The organism is Streptococcus oralis (assembly GCF_003943395.1).
GTDB lineage: Bacteria > Bacillota > Bacilli > Lactobacillales > Streptococcaceae > Streptococcus > Streptococcus oralis_BF.
On record NZ_RJPJ01000006.1, the window covers coordinates 76310 to 102010 of the forward strand.

Here is a 25701-nt window from a genome sequence, read left to right on the forward strand (position 1 = left end):
TTACCCTTCTTTTACACGAAGATTGATGACACTTGTAACATCTTGGTAGATTTTTACTGGTACATCAATCAAACCTACTGCTCGAATTGGTGCTTTTACTTGAATGTGACGCTTGTCAATATTGATTCCAAATTGCTTTTGCAATTCTTCTGCAATTTTCTTGTTGGTGATGGATCCAAAGGTACGGCCATCTGGTCCAACTTTTTCAACAAACTCTACGACAGTCTCTTCTGCTTCGAGTTTGGCCTTGATGGCTCTTGCCTCTGCTAACATCTCTGCATGAGCCTTTTCTTCAGACTTCTGTTTTCCACGCAATTCACCGATTGCCTGAGCAGTCGCTTCCTTAGCCAAATTCTTTTTAATCAAGAAGTTTTGGGCGTAGCCAGTTGGCACTTCCTTGATTTCGCCTTTTTTCCCTTTTCCTTTGACATCTGCTAAAAAGATTACTTTCATTCTTCTTTCTCCTTTTCTTTTAGTTCATCCAAGATTAGTTGAGTCAACTTTTCTCCAACTTCTGATAGACTCATATCCTTAATCTGCGCAGCAGCTAGGTTAAAGTGACCACCACCGCCCAGTTCTTCCATAATCCGTTGCACATTGATTTTACTGCGGCTTCGAGCTGAGATAGAGATAAATCCTTGTGTATTTTTTGCTAGAACGAAACTAGCCTCAATACCAGACATAGCCAACATAGCATCGGCAGCCTTACTGATGACAACCGTATCATAAGTAGTTGAGTCCTTAGCTTGGGCAATCAAGACATCGGCACCCAGCTTACGACCTTGTAAAATGAGTTCATTTACCTCGCGGTACTCTTCAAAATCTGTCGCAGCAATCTCTTGAATTGCGATACTGTCACTTCCCCGTGTTCTCAGATAGCTAGCCACATCAAAGGTTCGACTCGTCACGCGAGATGTAAAATTCTTGGTATCCAGCATCATACCAGCCATCAAAACACTGGCCTGCATACGACTTAAACGATTTTTCTTAGAATTTTGGAACTGAATCAACTCTGTGACCAACTCACTCGCACTACTTGCTCCACTTTCGATATAGGTGATGACTGCATTCTCTGGAAAATCCTGATCACGTCTATGATGGTCAATGACAATGGTTTGAGTGAACAGTTCGTAAAAATTTTTCGATAAAGTCAAAGCCGTCTTGGAATGATCCACTAAAATCAACAAAGAGCGCTTGGTGACCAATCTCATCGCATCAGCCAGAGGCAAGAGCTTAGTGACACCCTCTTTTTCCAAGAAGTTGACGGCGCGCTCAATGTCTGGCGACATTTGTTGTGCATCATAGACAGCATAACTGTTCTCAATAATATTATTTGCAAACAACTGCATGCCAACTGCAGAACCTAAAGCGTCCATATCCAGATTCTTGTGCCCGACTACAAAGACTTGGTCTACACTTCTAATTTTATCTGAAATAGCTGTCATCATTGCTCTGGTACGTGTTCTTGTTCTCTTAACAGAGGCTGCGGAACCACCACCAAAGTAGACTGGGTTCTTGGTTTCATCATTTTCCTTGACAACTACTTGGTCCCCACCACGAACCTCAGCTAGGTTTAAGTTCCTTAGAGCAACTTTCCCTATCTCATCATGATTTCCATCACCATAAGAAAAGCCCATGCTCAAGGTCAATGGCAGCTGTCTCTGTTTTGCCTCCTCACGAAAGGCATCAATCACAGAGAATTTATCATTCATCAAGCCCTCAAGAACTGTGTAATCAGTAAATAAATAAAAGCGGTCCATACCCACACGCCGAGAAAACATAGCATACTTACTAGCAAATTCTGAAACAAAATTAGCTACAAAACTATTGATATGACTAATATCGGAGTCGGAGGTTGCATCTTCTAGATCATCGTAGTTGTCTACCGAGATAACCCCAATCACTGGTCGACTGGTTACCAATTCGACAGTTGCTTCGTATTCCCCTGAAACGTCAAAGAAATACAGGACACCCGAAACCTTGTCCATATGAACGGCATAGCGTGTTTCCCCTAGGGTAGCATAAGAACCAGGGTTCCCCACAGAAGCTTTGATAATGGTTTGAATCAAGTCAACATCAATTTCGCCTTCTTCAGTCGTCAAAATCAACTCAGCATAAGGATTAAACCATTCGACTTCGCCACTGGATAAATCTAACTTCAGAACACCAACTGGCATTTGATCGAGCAGCGTGTTCAAGCTATCTTCCGCTTGATGGTTTACGTATTGGATTTGTTCAATTTCGCTCTTTTCATACCGTTTTTTTTGCCAGATGAATAAAAGCAGATAAAGAAGTACAAATAAAAACAAGGCACTGATTGTTACAACATTATTTTGTGAAAAAATAATCAGCATTGTTAAGGTTCCGAAAGTTGCAAGTCCTAGCAAGACTGCAGAAAACGGGATTAAATTATTTTTTTTCATTCTAAACCTCTTGCGCATTATTATATCACAAAAACCCTTAAAAAGCGACCTTTTAAAAGATGCAAGCCCTTCATTTCTCTAACTTAAGACACAAAAAGAGGAGGGAATCATCACCCTCCTACCCACGTGTTCAGATCACTAACACCTAACGTTCCACGATAAGGGCAGTCCCCATCCCACCTCCGATACAGAGAGTTGCTAAGCCAGTTTTAGCATCACGTTTCATCATCTCATGTAGCAGCGTTACTAGGATACGGCAACCGGAAGCCCCAATTGGGTGACCAAGAGCAATGGCGCCACCATTGACGTTGACAATATCTGTGTTGAAACCAAGTGTTTTACCAACTGCACAAGCCTGGGCAGCAAAGGCTTCATTTGACTCAATCAAGTCGAGATCTTCAACTGTCAAATTGCCTTTTTCAAGAGCTTTGCGAGTCGCATAAATCGGTCCACATCCCATCATCTTAGGGTCCAAACCTGCACTTGCATACGAACGAATGCGGGCAATTACTGGCACTCCTAATTCTTCAGCTTTTTCAGCACTCATGATTAAGACAGATGCTGCCCCATCATTAATACCTGAAGCATTTCCCGCCGTAACAGAACCGTCTTTTTTGAAAACAGGACCTAGCTTAGACAAGCTCTCCAAACTGGTATCTTTTCTAGGATATTCATCTGTATCAAAAATGATAGGATCACCTTTATGTTGAGGAATAACCACTGGCACAATCTCTTTCTTAAAGCGTCCAGATTCTATAGCCGCCACTGCTCGTTTTTGTGATTCCAAAGCAAGAGCATCTTGCTCTTCTCGACTGACACCATATTCTTCAGCTACATTCTCGGCTGTAATTCCCATATGGTATTCGTTAAAGGCATCAGACAAACCATCCTTGAGCATGGTATCAACAACTTTCGAATCGCCCATACGACCACCCCAACGGAAACTTGGCAAAACGTATGGCGCCTGACTCATGTTTTCTGCACCACCAGCTACGATAATATCTGCATCGCCACATCGAATCGCTTGAGCAGCCAACTGCACTGCCTTCAAACCAGAACCACAAACCTTATTGATGGTAAAGGCTGGTGTAAATTCGGGGAGTCCTGCATGAATGCTCATTTGGCGAGCCACGTTTTGGCCTAAACCTGCGCCAAGGACATTCCCCATAATCACTTCATCTACCTGCTCTGGTTTAATATTCGCTTTTTCCAAAGCACTCTTAATGACCAAAGATCCCAAATCAACAGCTGAAACATTCTTCAAGCTTCCTCCAAAGGAGCCTATAGGAGTCCGCACTGCCGAAACAATCACCACGTCTTTCATAACTACCTCCATTTATACCTCTTATAATGATGCAATACAAAAGTGGTTTACAATTGTGTAAACCACTTTTACATAGTTGTCAAGATTTTATGATTCCTTAACTTCTAGCAAACCAACTTCACCATCTTCGCGGCGATACAAAACATTTGTTGTTTGATCTTCTACATCTACATAGATAAAGAAATCATGTCCCAACAAGTCCATTTGAAGAAGAGCTTCTTCCAAATCCATTGGTTTTAAATCAATTTGTTTTGAACGAACCACTTTTGGCTGCACAACATTTGCATCTTCAACTAGAGCATCTGTAAAGAGTTGGCTTGTTGCAACCTTATTTTTATTCTTGCGTTCGATTTTTGTTTTATTTTTACGAATCTGACGTTCGATTTTATCTGTTACGAGGTCGATAGAGCCATACATATCTTGAGAAACATCTTCTGCACGAAGAGTAATTGACCCAAGTGGAATTGTTACTTCAACCTTTGCTGTTTTTTCACGGTAAACTTTCAAGTTGACACGTGCATCCAACTCTTGTTCAGGTTGAAAATATTTTTCGATCTTTTCGAGTTTAGAAACTACATAATTGCGAATTGCTTCTGTTACTTCTAGGTTTTCACCACGGATACTATATTTAATCATATAAGTACCTTCTTTCTAAACATTTTTATTTTTCTAACTATATTATAACGCTTTCATTTTCATTTTGCAAATTTTTCCTCATCTTACAAGGGAAAAAGTTTTGACTTCCAAAACACCTGCTTCTTCCAGAAGCCTTTTCACACGATTAATAGTCGCTCCTGTTGTATAGATGTCATCAATCAGCAAAATCTTCTTAGGAAGTGAGGTCTCATCTTTAATGAAAAATGGGGTCTCAGTAGCTAATCTTTCTGAACGATTCTTAGAAGAACTAGCTTTCTCTTCTCTTTTTCCTAATAAATCATAAAAAGAGAATCCCGCTGCCTCAACCAAACCTTCAACCTGATTAAACCCTCTCTCAAGCAATCTTTCAGGACTTAAGGGAATCACCACAAATTCATAGTCTCTGTACTTTTTCAATTCCTCAGCAAGAACAGAAGCGAAAACTTTTCTAAGAAGAAAATCCCCATCAAACTTATATCGACTAAAGAAGTCTTTCATCGCTTGGTTATAGGTGAAAATCGCCTTATGATCAACTTGGATTCCTTCTTTACACCAAAATCTACAATCTTGACAATATGTTGACTCTCCTTTTTTCATGCAACTCGGACAATGCACCTGTTCAATACTTTCAAAACTTAAAGAACAAGTTAAACAAAGAGGTGTTTCTTGATTCTTCAAGAGCAAGAGACTGCTAAAAGTCAAATCACTCTTTGTAGTTTGACCACACAATAAGCAACTCATAAACCTGCCTCCTTGTTCATTTGTTTGATTTCCTTGATTGCCTTTTTGATTGAAGCATTTAATCCATCATGAAAAAAGAGCAATTCACCAGTTGGTCTGTCCATACTACGCCCAACTCGCCCACCAATCTGAATCAAGCTAGACTTGGTAAAGAGTCGATGATTAGCTTCTACTACGAAAACATCCACACAAGGGAAGGTAACTCCACGCTCCAATATTGTCGTACTGAGCAGTATTGTTAGTTCTCCATCTCGAAAAGCTTGCACCTGCTCTAAGCGGTCTTCTGTCACAGAAGACACAAAACCAATTTTCTCATCTGGAAAATACACCTGCAAGATTTCTTTTAGTTTCTCGCCTTTTTTAATTTCTGATGAAAAGATTAACAATGGATAACCTGTTCTTCTCTGCCTCTCAATAAAGGTTTTTAACTTAGGTGACAACTGACGCTTATCTAAATAACGATTAAAATCCGATAACCAAACTGGTTTTGGAATAATTAAAGGATTTCCATGAAATCGTCTGGGCAAGCTCAATCGTTTTAATTCTCCTGTGCGAACCTTCTTATCTAACTCATCTGTAGATGTCGCTGTTAAAAAGATTCTCAGACCATCCTCCTTTACACTATTCTTTACAGCATAGTAAAGCATAGAGTTGTCAACATAAGGAAAGGCATCTACTTCATCTACTATCAACAAATCAAAGGCATGATAGAATTTTAATAACTGATGCGTCGTTGCAACCACTAGGGGAGTTCGAAAATAGGGCTCTGATTCGCCATGAAGCAGTGCTATCTCACAAGCAAAGTCTCTCTGCAGTCGCTTATACAATTCCAAACATACATCAATTCTAGGACTAGCCAAACACACTGAACCACCATCGTCAATCACTTTGGCTACAACTTGATAAATCATCTCTGTCTTTCCAGCTCCCGTGACAGCATGAACTAAGGTCGGTTCTTTCTTTTCGACTGCTCGAATCAATCCCTCCGATACCTTCTCCTGAAAAAGGGTTAACTGGCCACGCCATTTGAGAACATCTTGTTTCGGAAAATCCTCCTGTGGAAAATAGTATAAAGCTTGATCACTCCTAACTCGCTTCATCAGCAAGCACTCCCTACAATAGTAAGCACCGATAGGCAAATACCATTCTTCTAGAATCGTACTATTACAACGTTGACAGAAAAGTTTCCCCTTCTCTTTTCTCATTGCTGGCAGTTTCACTGCTGCCTCTCGTTCTTCTTTGGTTAATTCTTTCTTAGTAAACAAGCGACCGAGATAATTTGGATTTACTTTCATACTTCTTTATTCGTAAAAATCTAGCACTTTAGGTATTTTTTTAGTACAATTAGATTATGGAATTTAGAACAATTAAAGAGGACGGGCAGGTCCAAGAAGAAATCAAAAAATCCCGATTTATCTGTCATGTAAAGCGTGTCTATAGTGAAGAAGAGGCTCGTGATTTCATCACGACCATCAAAAAAGAACACTATAAAGCTACCCATAACTGCTCAGCTTTTATTGTAGGGGAACGAAGTGAAATCAAGCGTACGAGTGATGATGGTGAGCCTAGTGGTACTGCTGGAGTCCCTATGCTCGGTGTCTTAGAAAATCATAATCTTACTAATGTCTGCGTAGTAGTTACCCGCTACTTTGGAGGGATTAAGCTAGGTGCTGGCGGTTTGATTCGTGCTTATGCAGGTAGTGTGGCTTTGGCTGTCAAAGAGATTGGCATTATTGAAATCAAAGAGCAGGCTGGTATAGCCATTCAAATGTCTTATGCTCAATACCAAGAGTACAGTAACTTTCTTAAAGAACATCATCTCATGGAGCTGGGTACAAACTTTACAGATCAAGTCGATACGATGATTTATGTTGACAAGGAAGAGAAAGAAAATATCAAGGCTGCTCTTGTGGAGTTTTTTAATGGAAAGGTTACTTTAACAGATCAAGGTTTACGTGAAGTTGAGGTTCCTGTAAACTTAGTGTAAACAAAAAATATAGTTCGTACCTACTAAATCTATTCGCAGATTCACAGCTTGGATGCTTGATATAAAAAAATCCTATCACTTCGATAGGATTTCTATATTTTACAAATAGCCTAGAGCACGATATACTAGTATCATCTTATACAAAGAGGTATATCTATGACTATTTATAACAATATCACTGAACTAATCGGACAAACACCAATTGTTAAACTCAACAATATCGTTCCAGAGGGTGCTGCAGATGTTTATGTAAAACTTGAAGCTTTTAACCTTGGATCGTCAGTAAAAGACCGCATTGCCCTTAGCATGATTGAAAAGGCTGAGCAGGATGGTATTCTAAAGCCCGGTGCTACTATTGTTGAAGCAACGAGTGGAAATACTGGTATCGGACTTTCTTGGGTAGGTGCTGCTAAAGGATATAAAGTTGTTATCGTCATGCCTGAAACGATGAGTGTGGAACGACGTAAGATTATCCAAGCCTATGGTGCCGAACTCGTCCTCACTCCTGGTAGCGAAGGAATGAAAGGCGCGATTGCCAAGGCTCAGGAGATCTCAGCTGAACGCGATGGCTTTCTTCCGCTCCAATTTAACAATCCAGCTAACCCAGAAGTGCACGAAAGAACAACAGGAGCTGAAATACTGACTGCTTTCGGTTCTGATGGACTAGATGCTTTTGTGGGTGGTGTTGGTACTGGTGGAACGATTTCAGGTGTTTCTCACGCTCTTAAAGCAGCAAATTCAAACATTCAAGTTTATGCAGTTGAGGCAGACGAGTCAGCGATCTTGTCTGGTGAAAAACCAGGACCTCACAAAATTCAAGGTATCTCAGCTGGATTTATTCCTGACACACTTGATACAAAAGCCTATGACGGTATCGTCCGTGTAACATCAGATGATGCTCTTGCACTTGGCCGTAAAATCGGTGGAAAAGAAGGCTTCCTTGTTGGGATTTCTTCAGCTGCAGCGATTTACGGGGCAATTGAGGTTGCCAAAAAATTAGGCACAGGTAAGAAAGTCCTTGCTTTAGCACCAGATAACGGCGAACGTTATCTGTCTACAGCACTCTATGAATTTGAAGTGTAGTCTCCTAAATGCACTTAGCCCTTATTATAGGGCTTTTCTTTGACCAATTTAAAGAAAAATCTAAGTTCTCTACAGCAAAAGAAAAAGGAAGCAAATTGCTTCCTTTTTTATCATTAGTTATTCAAGGCTGCTGCCATTGTAGCTGCAACTTCTGCTTCGAAGTCGTTCGCAGCTTTCTCAATTCCTTCACCAACTTCAAAGCGAGCGAACTCAACTACTGAAGCATCTACTGATTCAAGGTAAGCTTCAACTGTCTTGCTGTCATCCATGATGTATACTTGTGCAAGAAGTGTGTATGCTTGGTCAACTTTAGTGTTGTCAAGCATGAAGCGGTCCATTTTACCTGGAATGATTTTGTCCCAGATTTTTTCTGGTTTGCCTTCTGCAGCCAACTCAGCTTTGATATCGGCTTCAGCTTGAGCAATCACTTCATCAGTCAATTGTGCTTTTGATCCATACTTCAAGTGTGGAAGAGCTGGTTTACCAACCATTGCACGGCTTTCGTTATCTTGGTCGATTACGTGGTTCAATTGTGCCAACTCATCTTTAACAAATTGCTCATCCAATTCTTTGTAAGAAAGAACTGTTGGTTTCATCGCTGCGATGTGCATTGACAATTGTTTAGCAAGAGCTTCGTCTCCACCTTCGATAACTGAGATAACACCGATACGACCACCATTGTGTTGGTAAGCTCCAAAGTGCTGTGCATCTGTTTTTTCGATCAAAGCAAAACGACGGAATGAGATTTTTTCTCCGATAGTTGCTGTTGCAGATACATAAGCTGCTTCAAGAGTTTCACCTGAAGGCATTGTCAAAGCAAGTGCTTCTTCGTTGTTAGCTGGTTTTCCTTCAGCAATTACTTTAGCTGTAGCATTTACCAACTCAACGAATTGAGCGTTTTTCGCAACGAAGTCAGTTTCGGCATTTACTTCAACTACTGCTGCAACGTTACCGTTAACAAATACACCAGTCAAACCTTCTGCAGCAACACGGTCAGCTTTCTTAGCTGCCTTCGCCATACCTTTTTCGCGAAGCAATTCGATCGCTTTTTCGATATCACCGTCTGTTTCTACAAGCGCTTTTTTAGCGTCCATAACACCGGCACCAGATTTTTCACGCAACTCTTTTACAAGTTTAGCTGTAATTTCTGCCATTTTGATTCTCCTATATTTTTTAAAAATAGGAGAGCCGGGCTACGCCCCGCCCTCCTAGGTAATTACTATTTATATGAATTAAGCGTTATCGCCTTCTACAACTTCAACGATTTCTTCGATTGAGTCTGCTTGAGCTTCTGAAGCTGCAAATTCTGCTTCAACTGCTGCTGCATCTTCACCTTGACGTCCTTCGATGATAGCGTCAGCCAATTTAGCTGTGATCAATTTAACAGCGCGGATAGCGTCATCGTTAGCTGGGATGATTACATCGATATCGTCTGGGTCAGTGTTTGTGTCAACCATCGCTACAACTGGGATACCCAATTTTTTAGCTTCTTTAACAGCGATTTGTTCTTTATGTGGGTCAACTACGTACATTACATCTGGGATACGAGGCATGTCTTCGATACCACCCAAGAATTTTTCAAGACGTGCACGTTGTTTGTTAAGAAGTGCAACTTCTTTCTTAGGAAGAACGTCAAAGATTCCTTCTTCTTCCATACGTTTGATTTCTTTCAAACGAGCAATACGTTTTTGGATAGTTCCCCAGTTAGTAAGAGTTCCACCCAACCAACGGTGGTTGATGAAGTATTGACCTGAACGTACAGCTTCTTCAGCAACAGCGTCAGCAGCTTGTTTCTTAGTACCAACAAACAATACAACTGCATCATTAGCTGCTGCGTCACGCATAAAGTCATATGCTTGGTCAGCGTATTTTACAGTTTGTTGCAAGTCGATAACGTGGATTCCGTTACGTTCAGTGAAGATGTACTTAGCCATCTTAGGGTTCCAGCGACGAGTTTGGTGACCAAAGTGTACACCAGCCTCAAGAAGTTGTTTCATTGAAATTACTGCCATGAGTATTTCTCCTTTTTGTTTTTTCCTCTTCTCGATTTCAACTTGCAAAACGACCCAAGGGCAACAGTTTCACAATTCATCAAGAATGAGTATTATCGTTTACACGACAAGTTTTATTCTATCATATTTCAACAGTATTTTCAAGCTATTTAGTAGAATTTTAGTAGGACTTTCAGATAAAAACATTAAAAGAGACTCGATTGAGTCTCTTCGTTTTATACATTAGTTTGGATAGATATATGTTACATAACCTTCAGAAGTTGTAGTTGGGTTGAACCATCCACGTTTGTTTCCGATTGTACGATCTCCACCGTAGTTTGATTCTGATACTTGAATACGAGTTGATGATGAAACTGCTGTAACAACCGCTACGTGTCCATAACCACCATCATTCCAGCATGCAATCGCACCAACTTGTGGAGTTGAACCTGTACGGAATCCTGCTGCGGCTGCACTTGTTGCCCACTGAGCTCCGTTGCCCCAGTAATCTCCAGCCCAAGGTGCCAATGTCTTAGCTCCCCAAGTACATTCACCTGTTGGATAACTTGAAGCATTTGAGCTGTAAGTTGGACGTTGTCTAGCAGGCGCTGGTGCAGGTGCCGGAGTGTAGCTTGAATCTTCCTCGCCAGTTGTTGATGTTGCCTGTACTTGAGCTGAGAAACTTGTGTTTCCAGAAGCAACAACCGACTGCTGTTGGCTTGTTTGACGTGCTCTGTAAGCTGCTTCTGCTTCTGCAGCAGCACGTGCTTCTGCCTCTGCTGCTGCTTTCTTCTCTAGCAAACTAGCTTTTTCACCTTCTGCAGTAGCTTTTTCAGCAGCAAGATTCAACTCTGCAACCTTCAACTCAGCTTGCTTAGTTGTCAATGCCTGCGCATCATCAGCCAGTTTTTGTTGGTTAGCAATAACCGTATTGATTGCTTCATTATTGGCTACTTGTTTATCAGAAATTGCTTTTTTATCAGCCTTTTGTTGCTCCAACATTTTGTTGTTAGCCGATACAATCTCGCTCATTGCAGCAACACGCGAAATGGCTTCTGTGATTGATTTTGAGTTTACAATTGTATTAATGTAGCTAGTCGCAGCTCCATTTGTCTGTGCGCTACGTGCTTGTTTTTCTAAAGAAGCATTACGAGCCACGATATTTTTAGAAAGCTCTGTAATTTCTCCTTCAAGTTTTTTAGATTCAGCTTGTAATTTTTCGTTTTCGGATTGCAAGCTTGCTTGCTCTGCTTGAATTGTTGAAACTTGACCTTGGATTTGATCCACTTGCTTTTGAGCTTCTTGTTGTTGCGCTGTTAAACTGCTAATTTTATTATCTTGAGCAGCAATTTTTTCATCAGTTGTTTCTGCACGAACAGTTGTCAATATTGCTGTCTGTGAGACCAATACTGTACTTAACAAAAGTGACGCTAAGATTTTTTTCTTCATATTCTGTCGATACTCCTTCTATTTGAGACATTACTAGTATACCAAAAAAAGACATAATAAATATTACGCCTTTGTTACATTTATATTTCTTTCTTATAGATAAATTTTTTCAAAAATAAATTGAAAAATGACAATCCATAAGAAGTTCAGAATCATTGATGGGACAAGGCTATAGACGATGAATATCGGCATGGAATCTACAGTCAGTCCTACGGCAAGAGCCAAAAGATAGCTCCCCATATCAAACAGAAAACTGATCACAATAATGGTCAACATCCTTGTCCAACGATTTGTCAAAATCACGCTGTTAAACTTGTGGAGCGAAGCACCTATCAAGATAAACAAAAGCGTGGCAATTCCAATCAAGTGGAAAAAATAGATGTCATAAACCAAACCCACGATACAACAATAGGCTAGATAGAGATACTCTGACACTTCGATTGTTTCAAATAAGAGAAACAAAAATAGAAAATGACTGGCTAAATGAAAGTGGGGGAAAAAGGATCCCACCAGTTGTCCAATATGAGCATCAACTAGCACAATAACAGGGAGTAAAAAGAATATACCAACTTGTTTTAACAGTCTCATTGCTAATTCCCCACTAACTCTACCACATGAAGATCTTTGATATCAGCACTTAACTTTACAGTTACCTCTCGTGTTAGATAGTCACTGCTGTGCGTTGTACCAACAATCTCTCCAACAGGAATATCTTTGACATTAAAGTTTCCTAGCCCACCTGTAGTCACCTTGTCTCCAGCACTGATGTCACTATTACTATTTAATTGACTGATTTTAAGCAGTTCAGATTCCTTGTCATAACCAACGATAATTCCGTAAATTTCAGTAGAACCATGTTGGATTTTAACAGAGATCTTATCCGTGTTTTCAGCGTTGGTTAAAAGATTGACAGTTGTTGAATGATCCTCCACCTTTGAAACACTACCAACCAAGCCACCGTTTGCAATGGCCAACATATTTTCAGAAGCTCCTTTTAAACTTCCTACATCAATTGTTAACTCTTGCTTCCAAGATACTGGAGCACGCATAATCACATCTGCTGCTAGGGTTTTTGTAGCCTGTAATTTTGACTTCATCTCTAGCAACTGACGTAGTTGTTCATTTTCTGTTTTTAAACGTTCTGATTGATTAGATTCTACCTCTAGTTGATAAAGTTGTTTTTTTAGACTCTCGTTTTCATTGTAAGTCTGCGTCAAATGTCCCAAATCTGATTTGAAAGTATCAAACCACTGAAAGGGTTTTTGAACAATTCTATCTACTAAGGAAATTCCATCTCCTAGTTTTGTCACAATAGCACTTGAATAGGTTGTCACTAATAGTACAGAAACTGCCAGAACTGTGACAAAAACGATGATTAGATATTTTGATTTTTTAAAACGGTTCATATTCCTACCTTTTTACTAAAGATCTACTACTGTGATTTTTTATCAATCCTACAAGTCTGTTAAGATTTTAAGAAAAATAAGAGACATCCCAGCACCAGAATCACAAGAATCGCCAGTGTATCCTTTTGACTCCATCTCAACTGTCTATACTGACTTCTACCCTTTCCTCCCTGATAACCACGCGCTTCCATGGCTATTGCCAATGAATCAGCACGCTTTAAGCTCGTCGCAAAAAGAGGAATTAAAATCGGAATCATAGCCTTTACTTTTTGAACGATGCTTCCCTCACCAAAATCAACTCCACGAGCTTTTTGAGCATTCATAATTCGCGTCGTGTCATCCATTAAGGTTGGAACAAAACGCAAACTCATTGATAACATCAGACCAATTTCATGAACGGGAACTTTCATGCGCTTCAGCGGTGCTAAAAGAGCTTCAACTGCAGCTGCCAGACTCAAAGGCATGGTCGTTAATGTCAGCAAGGTTGAAAAGAAAATAATCAACACAAAACGACAGAAAATGATTCCAGCTTGTTGCAAAGCATAATCCGTTATTCTTATAAAAGAAAACTCAAATAGGACATTTCCACTTGAAATGAAAAAGAGCTGAAAAAGAGTCGTAAAAGCAATCAGGAAGAACATGGATTTTAATCCCTGAACGAAAAATGAGAGGGAGACACCTGACAAAGCGATAAATACACCTGTCGCTACAAACAGAATGAGATTGGCAAGGGGATTATTGGCCCAAAATACAATCAAAATCAGCAGGATCATGGCAAGCAATTTACTACGTGGATCCAAGCGATGAATGATGGAATCCCCTGGTATATAACGTCCTAAAATCATACTATCCATTTAGCGACTCCTTAAACTCCTCTATTTTGATTGGCAGTTTTTTAAAATCTACACCCCTATCTGCCAAACGTTTACAAAAGGCTGTGATTTTAGGCACACCTAACTGTACATTTTCCATAGAGGCTACATCTTGGAAGACATCACTTGGTTTGCCACTTTTGACCAAACGTCCCTTTTCCATAACATAAACCTGATCAGCATATACAGCTACATCATCCATCAAATGCGTTACCAGAACAATTGTCATTCCAGAAAGGTGAAGTTTTTTAAACAGGGTCATCAATTCTTTTCTACCCAAAGGATCTAGTCCAGCTGTTGGCTCATCCAAAACCAAGACAGTTGGCTCCATCGCGAGTATCCCTGCTATGGCCACACGTCTCATCTGCCCACCCGAAAGTTCAAATGGACTTCTCTCAAAGAGTGACTCATCGATGCCCACCAAGGCTAACTTTTCACGCGCAATTTTCTTGGCTTCTTCCTCAGAAACTCCAAAATTTTGTGGTCCAAACGCAACATCTTTCAAAACGGTCTCTTCGAAAATTTGATTTTCGGCAAATTGAAACACTAGACCGACTTGCTTTCGAATCTGGCGAATTTCTTTATTTGTTGATGTAGGGGTAATGACGGTATCGAAAACTCGAACAGAACCCTTACTTGGAACCAATAGGCCATTTAAAAGCTGTAAGATCGTCGATTTCCCACTACCTGTATGTCCTATCAAAGCTGTATAGGAGCTGTCCTCAATCGTCAAGGAAACATCAGTCAAGGCTGATGAAGATAGGGGAGTCCCCTCTTGATAGGTAAAGCTCACATTTTCTAGAGTAATTCCCATAACTTGTCCTCTAGCTCTCCTTCTGTCAAATAGCCATCCGGCAACTGATAACCAGTCTCTCTCAATGATTCTCTCAATTGATTAGTAAAAGGATCATCTAACCCTATCTGGTCAAGGTCATCCCGAGAAAAAAGCTCTCTTGGGCTGCTGGTTGACTCCACTTGGCCTTTTTTCATGACCAAGACACGGTCACTCATCGCAACTTCTTCCAAGTCGTGCGTAATGGAGACGACTGTCATCTGATGGTCTTTTCGAATCTCTTGAACTGTCTGAATCAGTTCTCTGCGTCCCTCGGGGTCCAACATACTTGTAGCCTCATCTAGAATTAAAATAGCTGGCCTCAGGGCAACAACTCCTGCAATGGCCACACGTTGTTTTTGGCCACCAGATAAACGAGCTGGTTCTCTCTTCTTAAAGTCCAGCATCCCCACCAACTCCAAAGATTCAGCCACTCTCTTCTTCATTTCTTCACGAGGAAGTCCCTGATTTTCTAAACCAAAGGCGACATCATCTTCAACAGTTGCCCCCACAAATTGGTTATCTGGATTTTGAAAAACCATACCAATTTTACGACGCAAGTCCCAAACATTCTCAGAAGACAGCAATTGGCCATCTATCCAGATTTCCCCAGACTCTGCTTCAAGCAAGCCATCAATCAAACGGATAGTTGTCGATTTCCCACTCCCATTATGGCCTACAATCGAAAGCCATTCTCCCCGTTTCACGTGAAACGAGATATTATTAACATCATAATAATCTTGGTCTTCCTTATAACGAAAAGACAGATCTTTTACTTCAATAATTGATTTCATTTCGAACCAAATGTCCCTTTGAATACATGAGCGCTACCCTTGAAATAATCATAACCAGAGTAGATAGTGAAAAACAAAGCTATATAAAGCAACAGTTGACCAATTAAATTCCAATGTAAGAGCAAAAAGATAATGGCAAACATCTGACTAAAGGTCTTGATTTTCCCTGGCATCGCTGCCGCCAGAACCGTTCCTCCCGTCTCAACGAGCAACAGACGGAGGCCTGTCACAGCGAGTTCACGACAGATGATAATAGCAACAACCCAAGCTGGAGCCATGCCTAACTCAATCAACATGATAAAAGCTGACATGACCAGCAACTTATCCGCCATTGGATCTGCAAACTTCCCAAAGTTGCTGACCACATTCCATTTTCGAGCAAGATAGCCATCGAGATAATCCGTTATACTAGCAACTGCAAAGATGATTGCTGCCAGTAGGTGACTGCCTTGTGAATGATCCAAAGTCAAAATAAGAATAAAGAGAGGTATAAAGAGAATTCTACCAATAGTTAATATATTAGGAATTTGTTCTTTCTTCATTGGTTTTTCCTTAATCTGTAGTGAATGTAAGTGTTACAGTTCCAGTCTGAGTTGTCAGCTTCGAGGTATCGATTGTTTGATTATCAACAGTTAAAGCAACTCCCTTCACTACACCCAAAGTAATAGTCACAGGTTCTTTTGTCGAAACTGTTGTTTTTGCGTTTTTATTGTCTGATGACAAAGTCACACCACCTTCAAGTTCACTTCCTGAAACACTAACCCAGCTAGTTGCATCTGAAACTGTCAGCTGAACCGTAGCTGTTTCCTTACTCGTTTTATAGCGAGCTTCAATGTGGTTTCCTTCGCCTGACACTGTAATAGTTGATTCCGTAGTAGAAGACGAGCTAGACGTCTGACTACTATAAGATGAACTAGATGAGGTTGTTGAAGTGGTTGAGCTCACAACACTATAATTAGGCGAAGAAGGACGCGTTGGTTGAGTCTGGATATAATTCCAAACATAATAAGTCACAAAAATTAAAATCGACAAGGCAAATAAAATGAAATAAATCAAGGGCAGATAAGAAGTCTTTTTCTTATTTGATCGTCTGCGACCAGACAAGTCTTCTTCATCGACATCTACCTCTTCATAAGTGATCATACTACCTGAATCATAGGCATCCAAAATAATTCGTTCATCCAATTCAACTGCCCAAGCATATTTTCTCAAAAAAGAACGAGCGTAGAAGGTACTAGGGAGTTGATCAAAATCATCTGCCTCCATAGCTTCTAATAAATTCATCTGAATATCAGTTTTTGTCTGCAGTTCTTCTATACTCAATCCCTGATTAATTCTGGCTAAACGCAGAACCTCACCAATTGTTTTTTTTCTCATACGTACCATTCCTTCTTTCTAGGGTTACTTATCTTTTAAGCTGGAAAGATTGTAAAATCAACTAGATCACCATCATCTATCAAACGATGACCTGCTTCAAGAACATCGTCTAAAGTAATTTCTTGTAAAATTTTTGGTAAATCCAAAATAGTTTCTCCTCTGTCGACTGGTTCATACTGTGTCGCAATAAACTCCAAGGAGTTCATACTACTGAAAAATTCCCCAAACATCTCACTCTTAACAAGATCCAGATGTTCCTCTGTAAGATCTGAATCTTTCGTAAAGTTGCGAATAGCCTTTCGAAATTGATGCGACAACGAAACAGGTTCTTTCGTTTCCATCGTCAACATCACAAAATGAAAGCGACTGTTGACTTCAACCTCAAGTGACAATGACGCATCTAACTTCCCATTCTCATATAACTTTTGAAATCGCTCAGAAGTCCAACCAAACATCATCGTAAACAATAATTTTAGCAAAATATTATAACGGTAGCAATCTTCTGCTGCCACCTCACCTGCTCCCCTAATTCCAACAGCAAGTTTTGGTGAAGAGACTTCCATCCGAAGGCTATCTGTTTCTTTAACAGCTTGTAAAGTAAGCTTCTCCTTCCTTACTACCATGTCTTCCAAGTTTCTGAGTTTCTTTTGTGAAAAATACTTCTCAACCGTATCTACATTAAAATTCCCAACTAAAAACAAAGACATATTGACAGGTTTGTAAAAGACTGTAAAGTTATCTTTTAAGTCATTCAGCTGAATGTTGTTAATTGATTTTTCACTTCCAACAATGTCTGCTGCCAAAGGAGTATTGAGATAAAGATTTGCTAAGGTTGCAAAAAACAGACGCGAATCTGGATCGTCTTGGTACATCTCATGTTCCTGTTGGATAATTTCCCTCTCCATCTCAACCGACTCTTCTGTAAAATGAGCAACTGTTACCAATTCTTCAAGCAAATCCAAATTTTCTGATAAATGATCTATTGTTGAAAACAAATAACTCGTCTTTGTAAAACTTGTAAAAGCATTGCTATCGGCTCCCAAGCGTGTAAAAGACTCCATAATATCTTCAGCATTTTCTCTCTCAAATAGTTTATGTTCAAGAAAATGTGCAATTCCAGCTGGATAACACTGTAAACCTTTTTTAGATAGTGTAAAGCTTGTGTCTACTGATCCAAATCGAACTGTTACAACTCCGTAAACTTCATTAAATTGTTTCTTAGGAAGGAGAGACACTGTCAATCCATTTGATAGACGAGTCTGATAAACCGTCTCCTTTACAGCAGGATAGTATTTTTCTTCAAAGGTAACTGGTATCATTCTATTCCTTCCATAAAGTATATCGCTTGTAACCGAACACTATTTGCTGCTTTGCAGATAGCTTCTTTATCAACTTGATTTAATTTTTCAATCCAATTGTCAAAATCTGATGTAGATTTCCCTAACAAACTATTCAAGTAAACTCGCTCGATTAGTGAGCTCTGACTATCTTGCGCAAGCAATAAGGTTCTGCGAATCATCTCCTTAGTCTGTTCAATCTCCAAATCTGTAAAATTACCTTTCTTTAGTTCAAGTAATTGATGATTCATCAATTTTCTGGCTTGATTGCGCTTTTCCCGATCAATGCCAGCATACATCCTCAATTGACCACTAAATAAATCCAATTGACTGGAGATAGTGTAGGCTAGACCAGCATTTTCCCGAACATTCGTAAAAAGCTTAGAGTGAGCAAAACCACCTAACAGACCATTCATTACTACCATGGCCAAATGATGCTTGTCTCCATAGCTCGTAGAACAATGGTAAGCCAATTCCAAAACGGATTGGCCCACATTCTTACGAATCATTCCTTCCCGAAGGACATTTGAATATGGTTGTTGGTACTGAGGCTTGACATCGATTTGACGCCCAGTAAAGGAAAATGACCTCAACCACTCCTTCACTTCAACTTCATTGAAATCACCCAAGAAAAAGAAATCAATTCGATCATTTTTTAGAGCATCTTGCAAGCAAGTGTAGCTACTTTCCGGAGACTCATTTGAAATGCGATTTCGTAAATCACTGTATCTCAATTGAAGACGCTCATCACGGAAGAACAAGTTATCCAATTCCTTATGAGCAAAATAAAATGAATCATCCATATCAGTAGCTAAACTAGCCAATAATTGTTTTTTTTCAATTTCAAATAAGGCTGGCTCAAAGGCTCCATCTTGAGCTAAGGGAGCAAATAAAGTCTGTTTCACCAATTCCAAAATTTGAGAAGTCAAGACATTTTTTTTACTCAAAAACTCATCCCGCACATAGGTAAATGTTAGGTCAAGAATATGTACCTGTCCTCTACGATAAGCACTCGTAGAAATATCTGTCCCATATAAACTTGCCAAGTATCTGCGAAAAGCTTGAGATGTTGGGTAAACTTGATTTGCCGTCTCCAACATACTTGCACTTAACATACGTCCTGCTATCGTCTCAAGAGATAAGGGAGCAGTAAAATGAATAGTGATTTTATTTGTTTTAAACTTTTTGGATTGAACAAAATGTGCTGAAATTCCAGACACTAACTCCATACCTTACCTCCTTACATATAGAGTTCTATTATATCACGAAAAGGAAAATATTTCTTATTCTCTTTATAGCTTTCAAAAGTAAAATCGTTTTCATTTCAGCTAACTTTCCTTCAGCTATTTCAAGGAAAATATGGTATAATACCAAAGATTGAGGTGAATTATGGAATACAAATTATTTGAAGAATTTATTACGCTCCAAGCCCTCCTAAAAGAACTTGGAATTATACAAAGCGGTGGTGCTATCAAATCCTTTTTAATAGATCATCAAGTTTACTTTAATGGTGAATTAGAAAATAGACGTGGGAAAAAAATCCGTATTGGAGATACGATTGATATCCCTGATTTAAAAATTGATATCACCTTGACACAACCAAGTTTAAAAGAGCAAGAAGAATACCAAACAGATAAGATTGAAAAAGAGCGAATTGCTAAACTTGTCAAAGAGATGAACAAGGGTGTAAAGAAAGAAAAACAAAAAACCACTTTATCACCTAAAACCAAACAAGCTCCACGTTTTCCAGGAAGATAATCATGTGGCTCCAACATTTAACAATAAAAACCTTTCGAAACTACAAAGAGACGAAAATTGATTTTAATCCAAAATTAAACGTCTTTTTGGGTCAAAATGCCCAAGGAAAAACCAATATTCTAGAAGCAATCTATTTCTTGGCCTTAACACGCAGCCATCGTACTCGAACAGATAAAAATCTCATTCATTTTGATGAAGAACAACTCCATCTTTCTGGCTTGCTACAGACAAAAACAGGTTCTATCCCTCTAGAAATTGATTTAACACCAAAAGGGCGTGTGACTAAAGTCAATCACTTAAAACAAGCTCGCCTCTCAGACTACATCGGACATATGAATGTTGTTCTCTTCGCACCTGAAGATCTCCAGCTAATTAAAGGAGCACCCTCCGTTCGTCGAAAATTTATAGACATTGAACTGGGACAAATTAAACCAATTTACTTGTCAGACCTGTCAAACTACAACCATATACTCAAGCAAAGAAATACGTATCTAAAATCTAGCCATAAGATTGACGAAACTTTTCTGTCAGTCTTAGATGATCAGTTAGTAGAGTATGGTTGTCGCGTTATAAAGCATCGAATAAAATTCATTAAAGATTTAGAGAAATTTGGTCAAAAAAAACACTTAGAAATCTCGAACCAATTAGAAGAGTTGTCAATTTCTTATCAATCATCTATCAACTTCACTAATGAAGAAGTCTTAATGGATTCTTTTAAAATGGCTTTAGAGAAAAGTAGATCAAGAGATTTATTCAAAAAGAATACTGGTGTTGGCCCTCATCGAGATGACATTACTTTCTATATCAATTGTATAGATGCTAGTTTTGGAAGTCAAGGTCAACATCGTAGTCTTGTACTCTCTATAAAATTAGCAGAAATAGAGTTAATGGAAAGTATTACCAACGAGTCTCCGATACTACTACTTGACGATGTTATGAGCGAACTTGACAACACTAGACAACTAAAATTATTAGAAACGATTTCACAATCTATCCAAACCTTTATCACAACAACAAGTTTAGACCACTTGCAAAATTTGCCAGAAAATCTTAGTATCTTCAATATCCAAAATGGTAAAGTATCTGTAAACACACATTGACAACTTTGTAAACAAAAAAGAACTCCTGATTTTCAGGAGTTCTTTTTTACTTCTTACATAGAGTAGTTTGGTGCTTCATTAGTGATTTGTACATCATGAGGATGGCTTTCTTTTAGACCAGCCCCAGACATTTCAATAAATTGAGCGTTGTCGTGCAATTCTTTAAGGTTAGCTGCACCACAATAACCCATGCCAGAGCGAATACCACCAATCATTTGGAAGACAATATCAGCTGCCGCTCCTTTATAGGCAACACGACCTTCAATTCCTTCTGGAACAAGTTTGTTCGCTTCATTGACAGAACCTTGGAAGTAACGGTCACTTGAACCTTTCTTCATTGCAGCGATTGATCCCATACCACGGTACGTTTTGAACTTGCGTCCTTGGAAAATTTCCGTTTCACCTGGCGCTTCGTCTGTTCCAGCAAACATTGATCCAAGCATAACTGCATTTCCACCTGCGGCAAGGGCTTTTACAATATCTCCAGAATACTTGATTCCACCATCAGCAATAATTGTTTTTCCATATTCGCGCGCAACGGCTGCCGCATCATAGATTGCTGTCACTTGTGGGACACCCACACCTGCAATCACACGAGTAGTACAGATAGAACCTGGTCCGATACCGACTTTGACAACATCTACACCTGCATCATAAAGAGCACGCGCACCTTCTGCAGTTGCAATATTACCAGCAATCAAAGTGCGATCTGGGAAATGAGCACGAATCTCAGCAATTTTACGCAAGACACCTGCAGAATGACCATGCGCAGTATCAATAACAATTGCATCAGCACCTGCTTCAAAAAGGGCTTCGGCACGTTCAAATGTATCTGAAGTGACACCTACCGCACCAGCAACTAGAAGACGGCCAAATTCATCCTTTGCTGCATTTGGAAATTCAATCACTTTTTCAATATCTTTAATAGTAATCAAGCCAGAAAGACGACCTTCTTCGTCTACCAAAGGAAGTTTTTCAATACGGTGTTCTTGAAGAATGCTTTCAGCTGTTGCAAGATCTGTACCAACAGGAGCAATAACAAGATTTTCGCTGGTCATGTGGTTTGAGATTGGCTGATTGTAATCTGAAATAAAGCGAAGATCTCGGTTTGTCAAAATACCAACCAATTTACGATTTTCAAGTGTTTCCACAACTGGAACACCACTGATACGGTAGCGTCCCATCAGTTCGTCCGCTTCAGCAATAGTGTGTTCTGGAGTCAAGAAGAATGGATCAATAATAACACCATTTTCAGAACGTTTTACCTTGCGAACTTCATCTGCCTGTTGTGCAATAGACATATTTTTATGGATTACTCCAAGACCACCTGCACGAGCAATAGCAATGGCCATTTGACTTTCTGTGACTGTATCCATTGCGGCTGTTATAATTGGGATATTTAAAGTCAGATTATCTGCCAATTTTGTTGTTAAATCTGCATCATTAGGCAACACATGACTTTCTGCTGGAATGAGCAATACATCATCAAAGGTAAAACCTTTTTTTAAAAATTTAGTATCCCAATTAGACATTGAAGTTTCCTCTTTTCTTTCTTTTTGAGCTTGACTCTTTTTGTGTTGTATCTATCATACCATTCTATGAAAATTTGTCAATTATATTTATAACAGAAAACATAAAAAAACTATCCCTGTGGTTCTATGGAAGAGATAGTTTTACGATTCATATTTTATCTATTATTTAAAATAATTTAGTCCCATTGCTCCCTTAACTTCAGATAGAGTTTGCCCTGCAACCTCACGAGCTTTTTCACTACCTTTTTGAAGCATATTGTACACTTCACCCATATCCTTAGCAAATTCGATACGGCGCTCACGAATAGGACCAAGTTCGCGTTCTAATATTTCAAGTAGATAACGTTTCGTCTTCACATCACCAAGACCACCACGTTGATAATGTTCTTTCATATTCGCAATTTCTTGAGCATCTTCTGGACGACCAAACACATCTAGATAATGGAAAACCATGTTTCCTTCAATCTTACCTGGATCCTCCACTCGAATATGATCCGGATCAGTATACATGCTCATGACTTTTTTACGCAACGTATCCGCATCATCTGCTAGATAAATACCATTATTAAGGGATTTAGACATCTTGGCATTTCCATCTAAACCAGGCAAACGCCCTGCTCTCTCATTCTCTGGATAAATACCTTCCGGCTCCACCAAGACCTCACAATTATAAGCATGATTAAAGGAACGAACAATCTCACGAGTTTGCTCAATCATTGGTTTCTGATCTGTCCCAACAGGAACATAATTAGCCTTGAAGGCAGTAATATCTGCTGCTTGCGCAATCGGATAAACCAAAAATCCTGTCGGAATACTTTCTCCAAACCCTTTCTGAGCAATCTCTGTTTTCACTGTAGGATTGCGCTCTAAACGTGCTAGTGACACCAAATTCATATAGTACATAGACAGTTCAGCTAACTCTGGAATCTGACTTTGAATAAAGATGGTTGATTTACTTGGATCCAATCCAACTGCTAGGTAATCCAAGGCAACATTCCCAATCGATTCTAGAATCGTTTGAGGATCTTTGGCGTGATCTGTCAATGCTTGTTGGTCCGCCAAAAAAACAAACATGTCATACTTGTCTTCTTCCTGCAGCAATACTCTATTTTTAAGACTCCCAACATAATGTCCAATATGCAATTTTCCTGTTGGGCGATCTCCTGTTAAAATAATAGGTTTCGTCATTTTTTTCTCCTTCGAAATGGTCTCTTCAATTATAGCATTTTTTTGTTAAAATAACAGAAAATTATTTAAATCAAACAACTAACTCTTTGTAAATAAACCTGTAAACTTAATTGACACAAAATTGACAAACAAAAATTTGAATATTTCTCTCTTTTCTAGTAGAATAAATGTATTACATATTATAGGAGAAAAACATTGCTTACAGTATCTGATGTTTCACTACGTTTTAGTGATCGCAAACTTTTTGATGATGTCAATATCAAATTTACAGAAGGAAATACATACGGATTAATTGGTGCTAATGGTGCTGGGAAATCTACATTCTTAAAAATCCTAGCTGGTGATATCGAGCCAACAACTGGTCACATCTCTCTTGGTCCAGATGAACGTCTCTCTGTCCTCCGTCAAAATCACTTTGACTATGAAGATGAACGTGCAATTGATGTCGTTATCATGGGAAATGAAAAACTTTATAGCATTATGAAGGAGAAAGATGCTATTTACATGAAGGAAGATTTCTCAGACGAGGACGGGGTTCGTGCAGCCGAACTTGAAGGTGAATTTGCCGAACTTGGAGGCTGGGAGGCAGAGAGCGAAGCATCTCAACTACTTCAAAACCTAAATATTCCAGAAGAATTGCACTACCAAAACATGAGCGAATTGGCCAATGGTGAAAAAGTGAAGGTTCTCCTTGCTAAAGCCTTATTTGGTAAACCTGATGTTCTTCTTTTGGACGAGCCTACCAACGGTTTGGACATCCAATCAATTACTTGGCTAGAAGACTTCTTGATTGATTTTGATAACACCGTTATCGTTGTATCCCATGACCGTCACTTCTTAAACAAAGTATGTACTCACATGGCCGACCTTGACTTTGGAAAAATCAAACTCTATGTCGGAAACTACGACTTCTGGAAGGAATCTTCTGAGCTTGCTGCTAAATTGCTAGCAGACCGTAATGCCAAGGCAGAAGAAAAAATTAAGCAATTGCAAGAATTCGTTGCTCGCTTCTCTGCCAACGCTTCTAAGTCAAGACAAGCAACGTCTCGTAAAAAAATGCTTGACAAGATTGAACTAGAAGAGATTGTTCCATCTAGTCGTAAATATCCATTCATCAACTTTAAAGCAGAACGTGAGATTGGTAATGATCTCTTGACAGTTGAAAATCTTTCTGTCAAGATTGACGGTGAAACTATTCTTGACAACATCAGCTTTATCTTACGTCCAGGTGATAAGACTGCTCTTATTGGACAAAATGACATCCAAACGACTGCATTAATTCGTGCAATCATGGGTGACATTGATTATGAAGGAACTGTCAAGTGGGGAGTTACTACTAGCCGTTCTTACTTACCAAAAGACAACTCGGCTGATTTTGCAGGAGGAGAGTCAATCCTTGACTGGTTGCGTCAATTTGCAAGTAAAGAAGAAGATGACAATACCTTCCTGCGTGGTTTTCTTGGTCGTATGCTCTTCTCTGGAGATGAGGTTAACAAACCTGTAAACGTCTTGTCAGGGGGAGAAAAAGTGCGTGTCATGCTTTCAAAACTTATGCTCTTGAAATCAAACGTCCTTGTACTTGATGATCCAACAAATCACTTGGATTTGGAATCTATCTCAAGCTTGAACGATGGATTGAAAAACTTTAAAGAATCAATCATCTTTGCTAGTCATGACCACGAGTTCATTCAAACTTTGGCAAACCATATTATTGTTTTGTCTAAGAATGGCGTCATCGATCGTATCGATGAAACCTACGATGAATTCCTAGAAAATGCAGAAGTACAAGCAAAAGTCAAAGAACTTTGGAAAGACTAAATAAGACTTCAAAACTCAGTTGGGGTAGCCAACTGAGTTTTCTATCATTCTAC

General features: G+C 39.3%; 25 protein-coding genes. 5 read left to right on the plus strand and 20 right to left on the minus strand.

Annotated elements, in window-relative coordinates; genetic code table 11:
• The 6 genes from rplI to D8802_RS06040 all read right to left on the minus strand — a co-directional run bounded on the left by rplI (nucleotide 1) and on the right by D8802_RS06040 (nucleotide 6419).
• Nucleotides 1-453, minus strand: coding sequence for a 50S ribosomal protein L9 (gene rplI, locus D8802_RS06015; RefSeq protein WP_000864206.1), 453 nt, complete (start codon nucleotides 451-453; stop codon nucleotides 1-3).
• Nucleotides 450-2423, minus strand: a complete 1974-nt coding sequence (locus D8802_RS06020) for a DHH family phosphoesterase (protein ID WP_125395164.1) — start codon at nucleotides 2421-2423, stop codon at nucleotides 450-452. The genes rplI and D8802_RS06020 overlap by 4 nt, the downstream gene beginning before the upstream one ends.
• A gap of 145 nt (nucleotides 2424-2568) precedes the next feature.
• Nucleotides 2569-3747 carry an acetyl-CoA C-acetyltransferase gene (locus tag D8802_RS06025; protein WP_125395202.1) on the minus strand — a complete coding sequence of 393 codons (1179 nt, stop codon included), beginning with the start codon at nucleotides 3745-3747 and terminating at the stop codon, nucleotides 2569-2571.
• A gap of 87 nt (nucleotides 3748-3834) precedes the next feature.
• The gene (hpf, locus tag D8802_RS06030) at nucleotides 3835-4383 is read right to left on the minus strand and encodes a ribosome hibernation-promoting factor, HPF/YfiA family (RefSeq protein WP_125395165.1); all 549 of its coding nucleotides are present in this window, start codon (nucleotides 4381-4383) and stop codon (nucleotides 3835-3837) included.
• Between the two features lie 78 nt (nucleotides 4384-4461).
• Nucleotides 4462-5124 carry a ComF family protein gene (locus D8802_RS06035; RefSeq protein WP_125395166.1) on the minus strand — a complete coding sequence of 221 codons (663 nt, stop codon included), beginning with the start codon at nucleotides 5122-5124 and terminating at the stop codon, nucleotides 4462-4464.
• Nucleotides 5121-6419 (minus strand): ATP-dependent helicase ComFA, encoded by a 1299-nt coding sequence (locus tag D8802_RS06040; protein ID WP_125395167.1) that lies wholly within the window; start codon nucleotides 6417-6419, stop codon nucleotides 5121-5123. Before D8802_RS06040 ends, D8802_RS06035 begins: the two co-directional genes overlap by 4 nt.
• A 56-nt stretch (nucleotides 6420-6475) precedes the next feature.
• Here D8802_RS06040 and D8802_RS06045 point away from each other — a divergent pair, with 56 nt between their 5' ends.
• Both D8802_RS06045 and cysK read left to right on the plus strand, forming a co-directional pair.
• Nucleotides 6476-7111, plus strand: a complete 636-nt coding sequence (locus tag D8802_RS06045) for a YigZ family protein (protein ID WP_125395168.1) — start codon at nucleotides 6476-6478, stop codon at nucleotides 7109-7111.
• A gap of 156 nt (nucleotides 7112-7267) precedes the next feature.
• The gene (gene cysK / locus D8802_RS06050; protein ID WP_125395169.1) at nucleotides 7268-8194 is read left to right on the plus strand and encodes a cysteine synthase A; all 927 of its coding nucleotides are present in this window, start codon (nucleotides 7268-7270) and stop codon (nucleotides 8192-8194) included.
• 113 nt (nucleotides 8195-8307) lie between these two features.
• On the opposite strand, the gene tsf is transcribed toward cysK, so the two are convergent.
• The 12 genes from tsf to yfmF all read right to left on the minus strand — a co-directional run bounded on the left by tsf (nucleotide 8308) and on the right by yfmF (nucleotide 19481).
• The gene (gene tsf / locus D8802_RS06055; protein ID WP_125395170.1) at nucleotides 8308-9348 is read right to left on the minus strand and encodes a translation elongation factor Ts; all 1041 of its coding nucleotides are present in this window, start codon (nucleotides 9346-9348) and stop codon (nucleotides 8308-8310) included.
• A gap of 78 nt (nucleotides 9349-9426) precedes the next feature.
• Nucleotides 9427-10206 (minus strand): 30S ribosomal protein S2, encoded by a 780-nt coding sequence (rpsB, locus tag D8802_RS06060; RefSeq protein ID WP_000268473.1) that lies wholly within the window; start codon nucleotides 10204-10206, stop codon nucleotides 9427-9429.
• A 222-nt stretch (nucleotides 10207-10428) separates the two neighbouring features.
• Nucleotides 10429-11634 (minus strand): peptidoglycan hydrolase PcsB, encoded by a 1206-nt coding sequence (pcsB, locus tag D8802_RS06070; RefSeq protein ID WP_125395172.1) that lies wholly within the window; start codon nucleotides 11632-11634, stop codon nucleotides 10429-10431.
• Between the two features lie 93 nt (nucleotides 11635-11727).
• Nucleotides 11728-12222: a rod shape-determining protein MreD gene (mreD, locus tag D8802_RS06075; RefSeq protein WP_125395173.1), complete on the minus strand. Its 495-nt coding sequence runs from the start codon at nucleotides 12220-12222 to the stop codon at nucleotides 11728-11730.
• A 2-nt stretch (nucleotides 12223-12224) separates the two neighbouring features.
• Nucleotides 12225-13040 (minus strand): rod shape-determining protein MreC, encoded by an 816-nt coding sequence (mreC, locus tag D8802_RS06080; RefSeq protein ID WP_001078969.1) that lies wholly within the window; start codon nucleotides 13038-13040, stop codon nucleotides 12225-12227.
• A 59-nt stretch (nucleotides 13041-13099) separates the two neighbouring features.
• Complete coding sequence (locus D8802_RS06085; RefSeq protein ID WP_125395174.1) at nucleotides 13100-13894, minus strand: energy-coupling factor transporter transmembrane component T family protein; 795 nt, start codon at nucleotides 13892-13894, stop codon at nucleotides 13100-13102.
• Nucleotides 13887-14726, minus strand: coding sequence for an energy-coupling factor transporter ATPase (locus D8802_RS06090; RefSeq protein ID WP_125395175.1), 840 nt, complete (start codon nucleotides 14724-14726; stop codon nucleotides 13887-13889). Before D8802_RS06090 ends, D8802_RS06085 begins: the two co-directional genes overlap by 8 nt.
• Nucleotides 14711-15538: an energy-coupling factor ABC transporter ATP-binding protein gene (locus tag D8802_RS06095; RefSeq protein WP_125395176.1), complete on the minus strand. Its 828-nt coding sequence runs from the start codon at nucleotides 15536-15538 to the stop codon at nucleotides 14711-14713. Before D8802_RS06095 ends, D8802_RS06090 begins: the two co-directional genes overlap by 16 nt.
• Nucleotides 15535-16080 carry a CDP-diacylglycerol--glycerol-3-phosphate 3-phosphatidyltransferase gene (gene pgsA, locus D8802_RS06100; protein ID WP_125395177.1) on the minus strand — a complete coding sequence of 182 codons (546 nt, stop codon included), beginning with the start codon at nucleotides 16078-16080 and terminating at the stop codon, nucleotides 15535-15537. The genes D8802_RS06095 and pgsA overlap by 4 nt, the downstream gene beginning before the upstream one ends.
• Nucleotides 16081-16090: 10 nt before the next feature.
• Nucleotides 16091-16915: a cytoskeleton protein RodZ gene (gene rodZ, locus D8802_RS06105; protein WP_185758208.1), complete on the minus strand. Its 825-nt coding sequence runs from the start codon at nucleotides 16913-16915 to the stop codon at nucleotides 16091-16093.
• Between the two features lie 35 nt (nucleotides 16916-16950).
• Nucleotides 16951-18234, minus strand: a complete 1284-nt coding sequence (gene yfmH, locus D8802_RS06110; RefSeq protein ID WP_125395179.1) for an EF-P 5-aminopentanol modification-associated protein YfmH — start codon at nucleotides 18232-18234, stop codon at nucleotides 16951-16953.
• Nucleotides 18231-19481: an EF-P 5-aminopentanol modification-associated protein YfmF gene (gene yfmF, locus D8802_RS06115; RefSeq protein ID WP_125395180.1), complete on the minus strand. Its 1251-nt coding sequence runs from the start codon at nucleotides 19479-19481 to the stop codon at nucleotides 18231-18233. The genes yfmH and yfmF overlap by 4 nt, the downstream gene beginning before the upstream one ends.
• 160 nt (nucleotides 19482-19641) lie before the next feature.
• On the opposite strand from yfmF, the gene yaaA reads away from it, so the two are divergent.
• The gene (gene yaaA, locus D8802_RS06120; RefSeq protein ID WP_125395181.1) at nucleotides 19642-20010 is read left to right on the plus strand and encodes a S4 domain-containing protein YaaA; all 369 of its coding nucleotides are present in this window, start codon (nucleotides 19642-19644) and stop codon (nucleotides 20008-20010) included.
• 2 nt (nucleotides 20011-20012) lie between these two features.
• On the plus strand, nucleotides 20013-21110 hold the full coding sequence (recF, locus tag D8802_RS06125) for a DNA replication/repair protein RecF (RefSeq protein ID WP_125395182.1): 1098 nt from the start codon (nucleotides 20013-20015) through the stop codon (nucleotides 21108-21110).
• Nucleotides 21111-21163: 53 nt separating this feature from the next.
• Here the strand turns inward: recF and guaB are convergent, their stop codons facing one another.
• The gene (gene guaB / locus D8802_RS06130) at nucleotides 21164-22642 is read right to left on the minus strand and encodes an IMP dehydrogenase (protein WP_125395183.1); all 1479 of its coding nucleotides are present in this window, start codon (nucleotides 22640-22642) and stop codon (nucleotides 21164-21166) included.
• 162 nt (nucleotides 22643-22804) lie between these two features.
• Complete coding sequence (trpS, locus tag D8802_RS06135; RefSeq protein WP_125395184.1) at nucleotides 22805-23830, minus strand: tryptophan--tRNA ligase; 1026 nt, start codon at nucleotides 23828-23830, stop codon at nucleotides 22805-22807.
• Nucleotides 23831-24025: 195 nt separating this feature from the next.
• Between trpS and D8802_RS06140 the strand changes: the two genes are divergently transcribed.
• Nucleotides 24026-25648: an ATP-binding cassette domain-containing protein gene (locus tag D8802_RS06140; protein ID WP_000958767.1), complete on the plus strand. Its 1623-nt coding sequence runs from the start codon at nucleotides 24026-24028 to the stop codon at nucleotides 25646-25648.
• Nucleotides 25649-25701: the final 53 nt, after the last annotated feature.

Excerpts from the sequence above, each read along its gene's own strand:
- trpS (WP_125395184.1), bottom strand. The coding sequence starts at position 23,830 with ATGACGAAACCTATTATTTTAACAGGAGATCGCCCAACAGGAAAATTG.
- D8802_RS06040 (WP_125395167.1), bottom strand. The coding sequence starts at position 6,419 with ATGAAAGTAAATCCAAATTATCTCGGTCGCTTGTTTACTAAGAAAGAA.
- D8802_RS06045 (WP_125395168.1), top strand. The coding sequence starts at position 6,476 with ATGGAATTTAGAACAATTAAAGAGGACGGGCAGGTCCAAGAAGAAATC.
- pgsA (WP_125395177.1), bottom strand. The coding sequence starts at position 16,080 with ATGAAGAAAGAACAAATTCCTAATATATTAACTATTGGTAGAATTCTC.
- recF (WP_125395182.1), top strand. The coding sequence starts at position 20,013 with ATGTGGCTCCAACATTTAACAATAAAAACCTTTCGAAACTACAAAGAG.
- rodZ (WP_185758208.1), bottom strand. The coding sequence starts at position 16,915 with ATGAGAAAAAAAACAATTGGTGAGGTTCTGCGTTTAGCCAGAATTAAT.
- guaB (WP_125395183.1), bottom strand. The coding sequence starts at position 22,642 with ATGTCTAATTGGGATACTAAATTTTTAAAAAAAGGTTTTACCTTTGAT.
- D8802_RS06095 (WP_125395176.1), bottom strand. The coding sequence starts at position 15,538 with ATGAAATCAATTATTGAAGTAAAAGATCTGTCTTTTCGTTATAAGGAA.
- D8802_RS06020 (WP_125395164.1), bottom strand. The coding sequence starts at position 2,423 with ATGAAAAAAAATAATTTAATCCCGTTTTCTGCAGTCTTGCTAGGACTT.
- yaaA (WP_125395181.1), top strand. The coding sequence starts at position 19,642 with ATGGAATACAAATTATTTGAAGAATTTATTACGCTCCAAGCCCTCCTA.
- tsf (WP_125395170.1), bottom strand. The coding sequence starts at position 9,348 with ATGGCAGAAATTACAGCTAAACTTGTAAAAGAGTTGCGTGAAAAATCT.
- yfmH (WP_125395179.1), bottom strand. The coding sequence starts at position 18,234 with ATGATACCAGTTACCTTTGAAGAAAAATACTATCCTGCTGTAAAGGAG.
- cysK (WP_125395169.1), top strand. The coding sequence starts at position 7,268 with ATGACTATTTATAACAATATCACTGAACTAATCGGACAAACACCAATT.
- D8802_RS06025 (WP_125395202.1), bottom strand. The coding sequence starts at position 3,747 with ATGAAAGACGTGGTGATTGTTTCGGCAGTGCGGACTCCTATAGGCTCC.
- mreD (WP_125395173.1), bottom strand. The coding sequence starts at position 12,222 with ATGAGACTGTTAAAACAAGTTGGTATATTCTTTTTACTCCCTGTTATT.
- pcsB (WP_125395172.1), bottom strand. The coding sequence starts at position 11,634 with ATGAAGAAAAAAATCTTAGCGTCACTTTTGTTAAGTACAGTATTGGTC.
- D8802_RS06090 (WP_125395175.1), bottom strand. The coding sequence starts at position 14,726 with ATGGGAATTACTCTAGAAAATGTGAGCTTTACCTATCAAGAGGGGACT.
- D8802_RS06085 (WP_125395174.1), bottom strand. The coding sequence starts at position 13,894 with ATGGATAGTATGATTTTAGGACGTTATATACCAGGGGATTCCATCATT.
- rplI (WP_000864206.1), bottom strand. The coding sequence starts at position 453 with ATGAAAGTAATCTTTTTAGCAGATGTCAAAGGAAAAGGGAAAAAAGGC.
- rpsB (WP_000268473.1), bottom strand. The coding sequence starts at position 10,206 with ATGGCAGTAATTTCAATGAAACAACTTCTTGAGGCTGGTGTACACTTT.
- yfmF (WP_125395180.1), bottom strand. The coding sequence starts at position 19,481 with ATGGAGTTAGTGTCTGGAATTTCAGCACATTTTGTTCAATCCAAAAAG.
- hpf (WP_125395165.1), bottom strand. The coding sequence starts at position 4,383 with ATGATTAAATATAGTATCCGTGGTGAAAACCTAGAAGTAACAGAAGCA.
- D8802_RS06035 (WP_125395166.1), bottom strand. The coding sequence starts at position 5,124 with ATGAGTTGCTTATTGTGTGGTCAAACTACAAAGAGTGATTTGACTTTT.
- mreC (WP_001078969.1), bottom strand. The coding sequence starts at position 13,040 with ATGAACCGTTTTAAAAAATCAAAATATCTAATCATCGTTTTTGTCACA.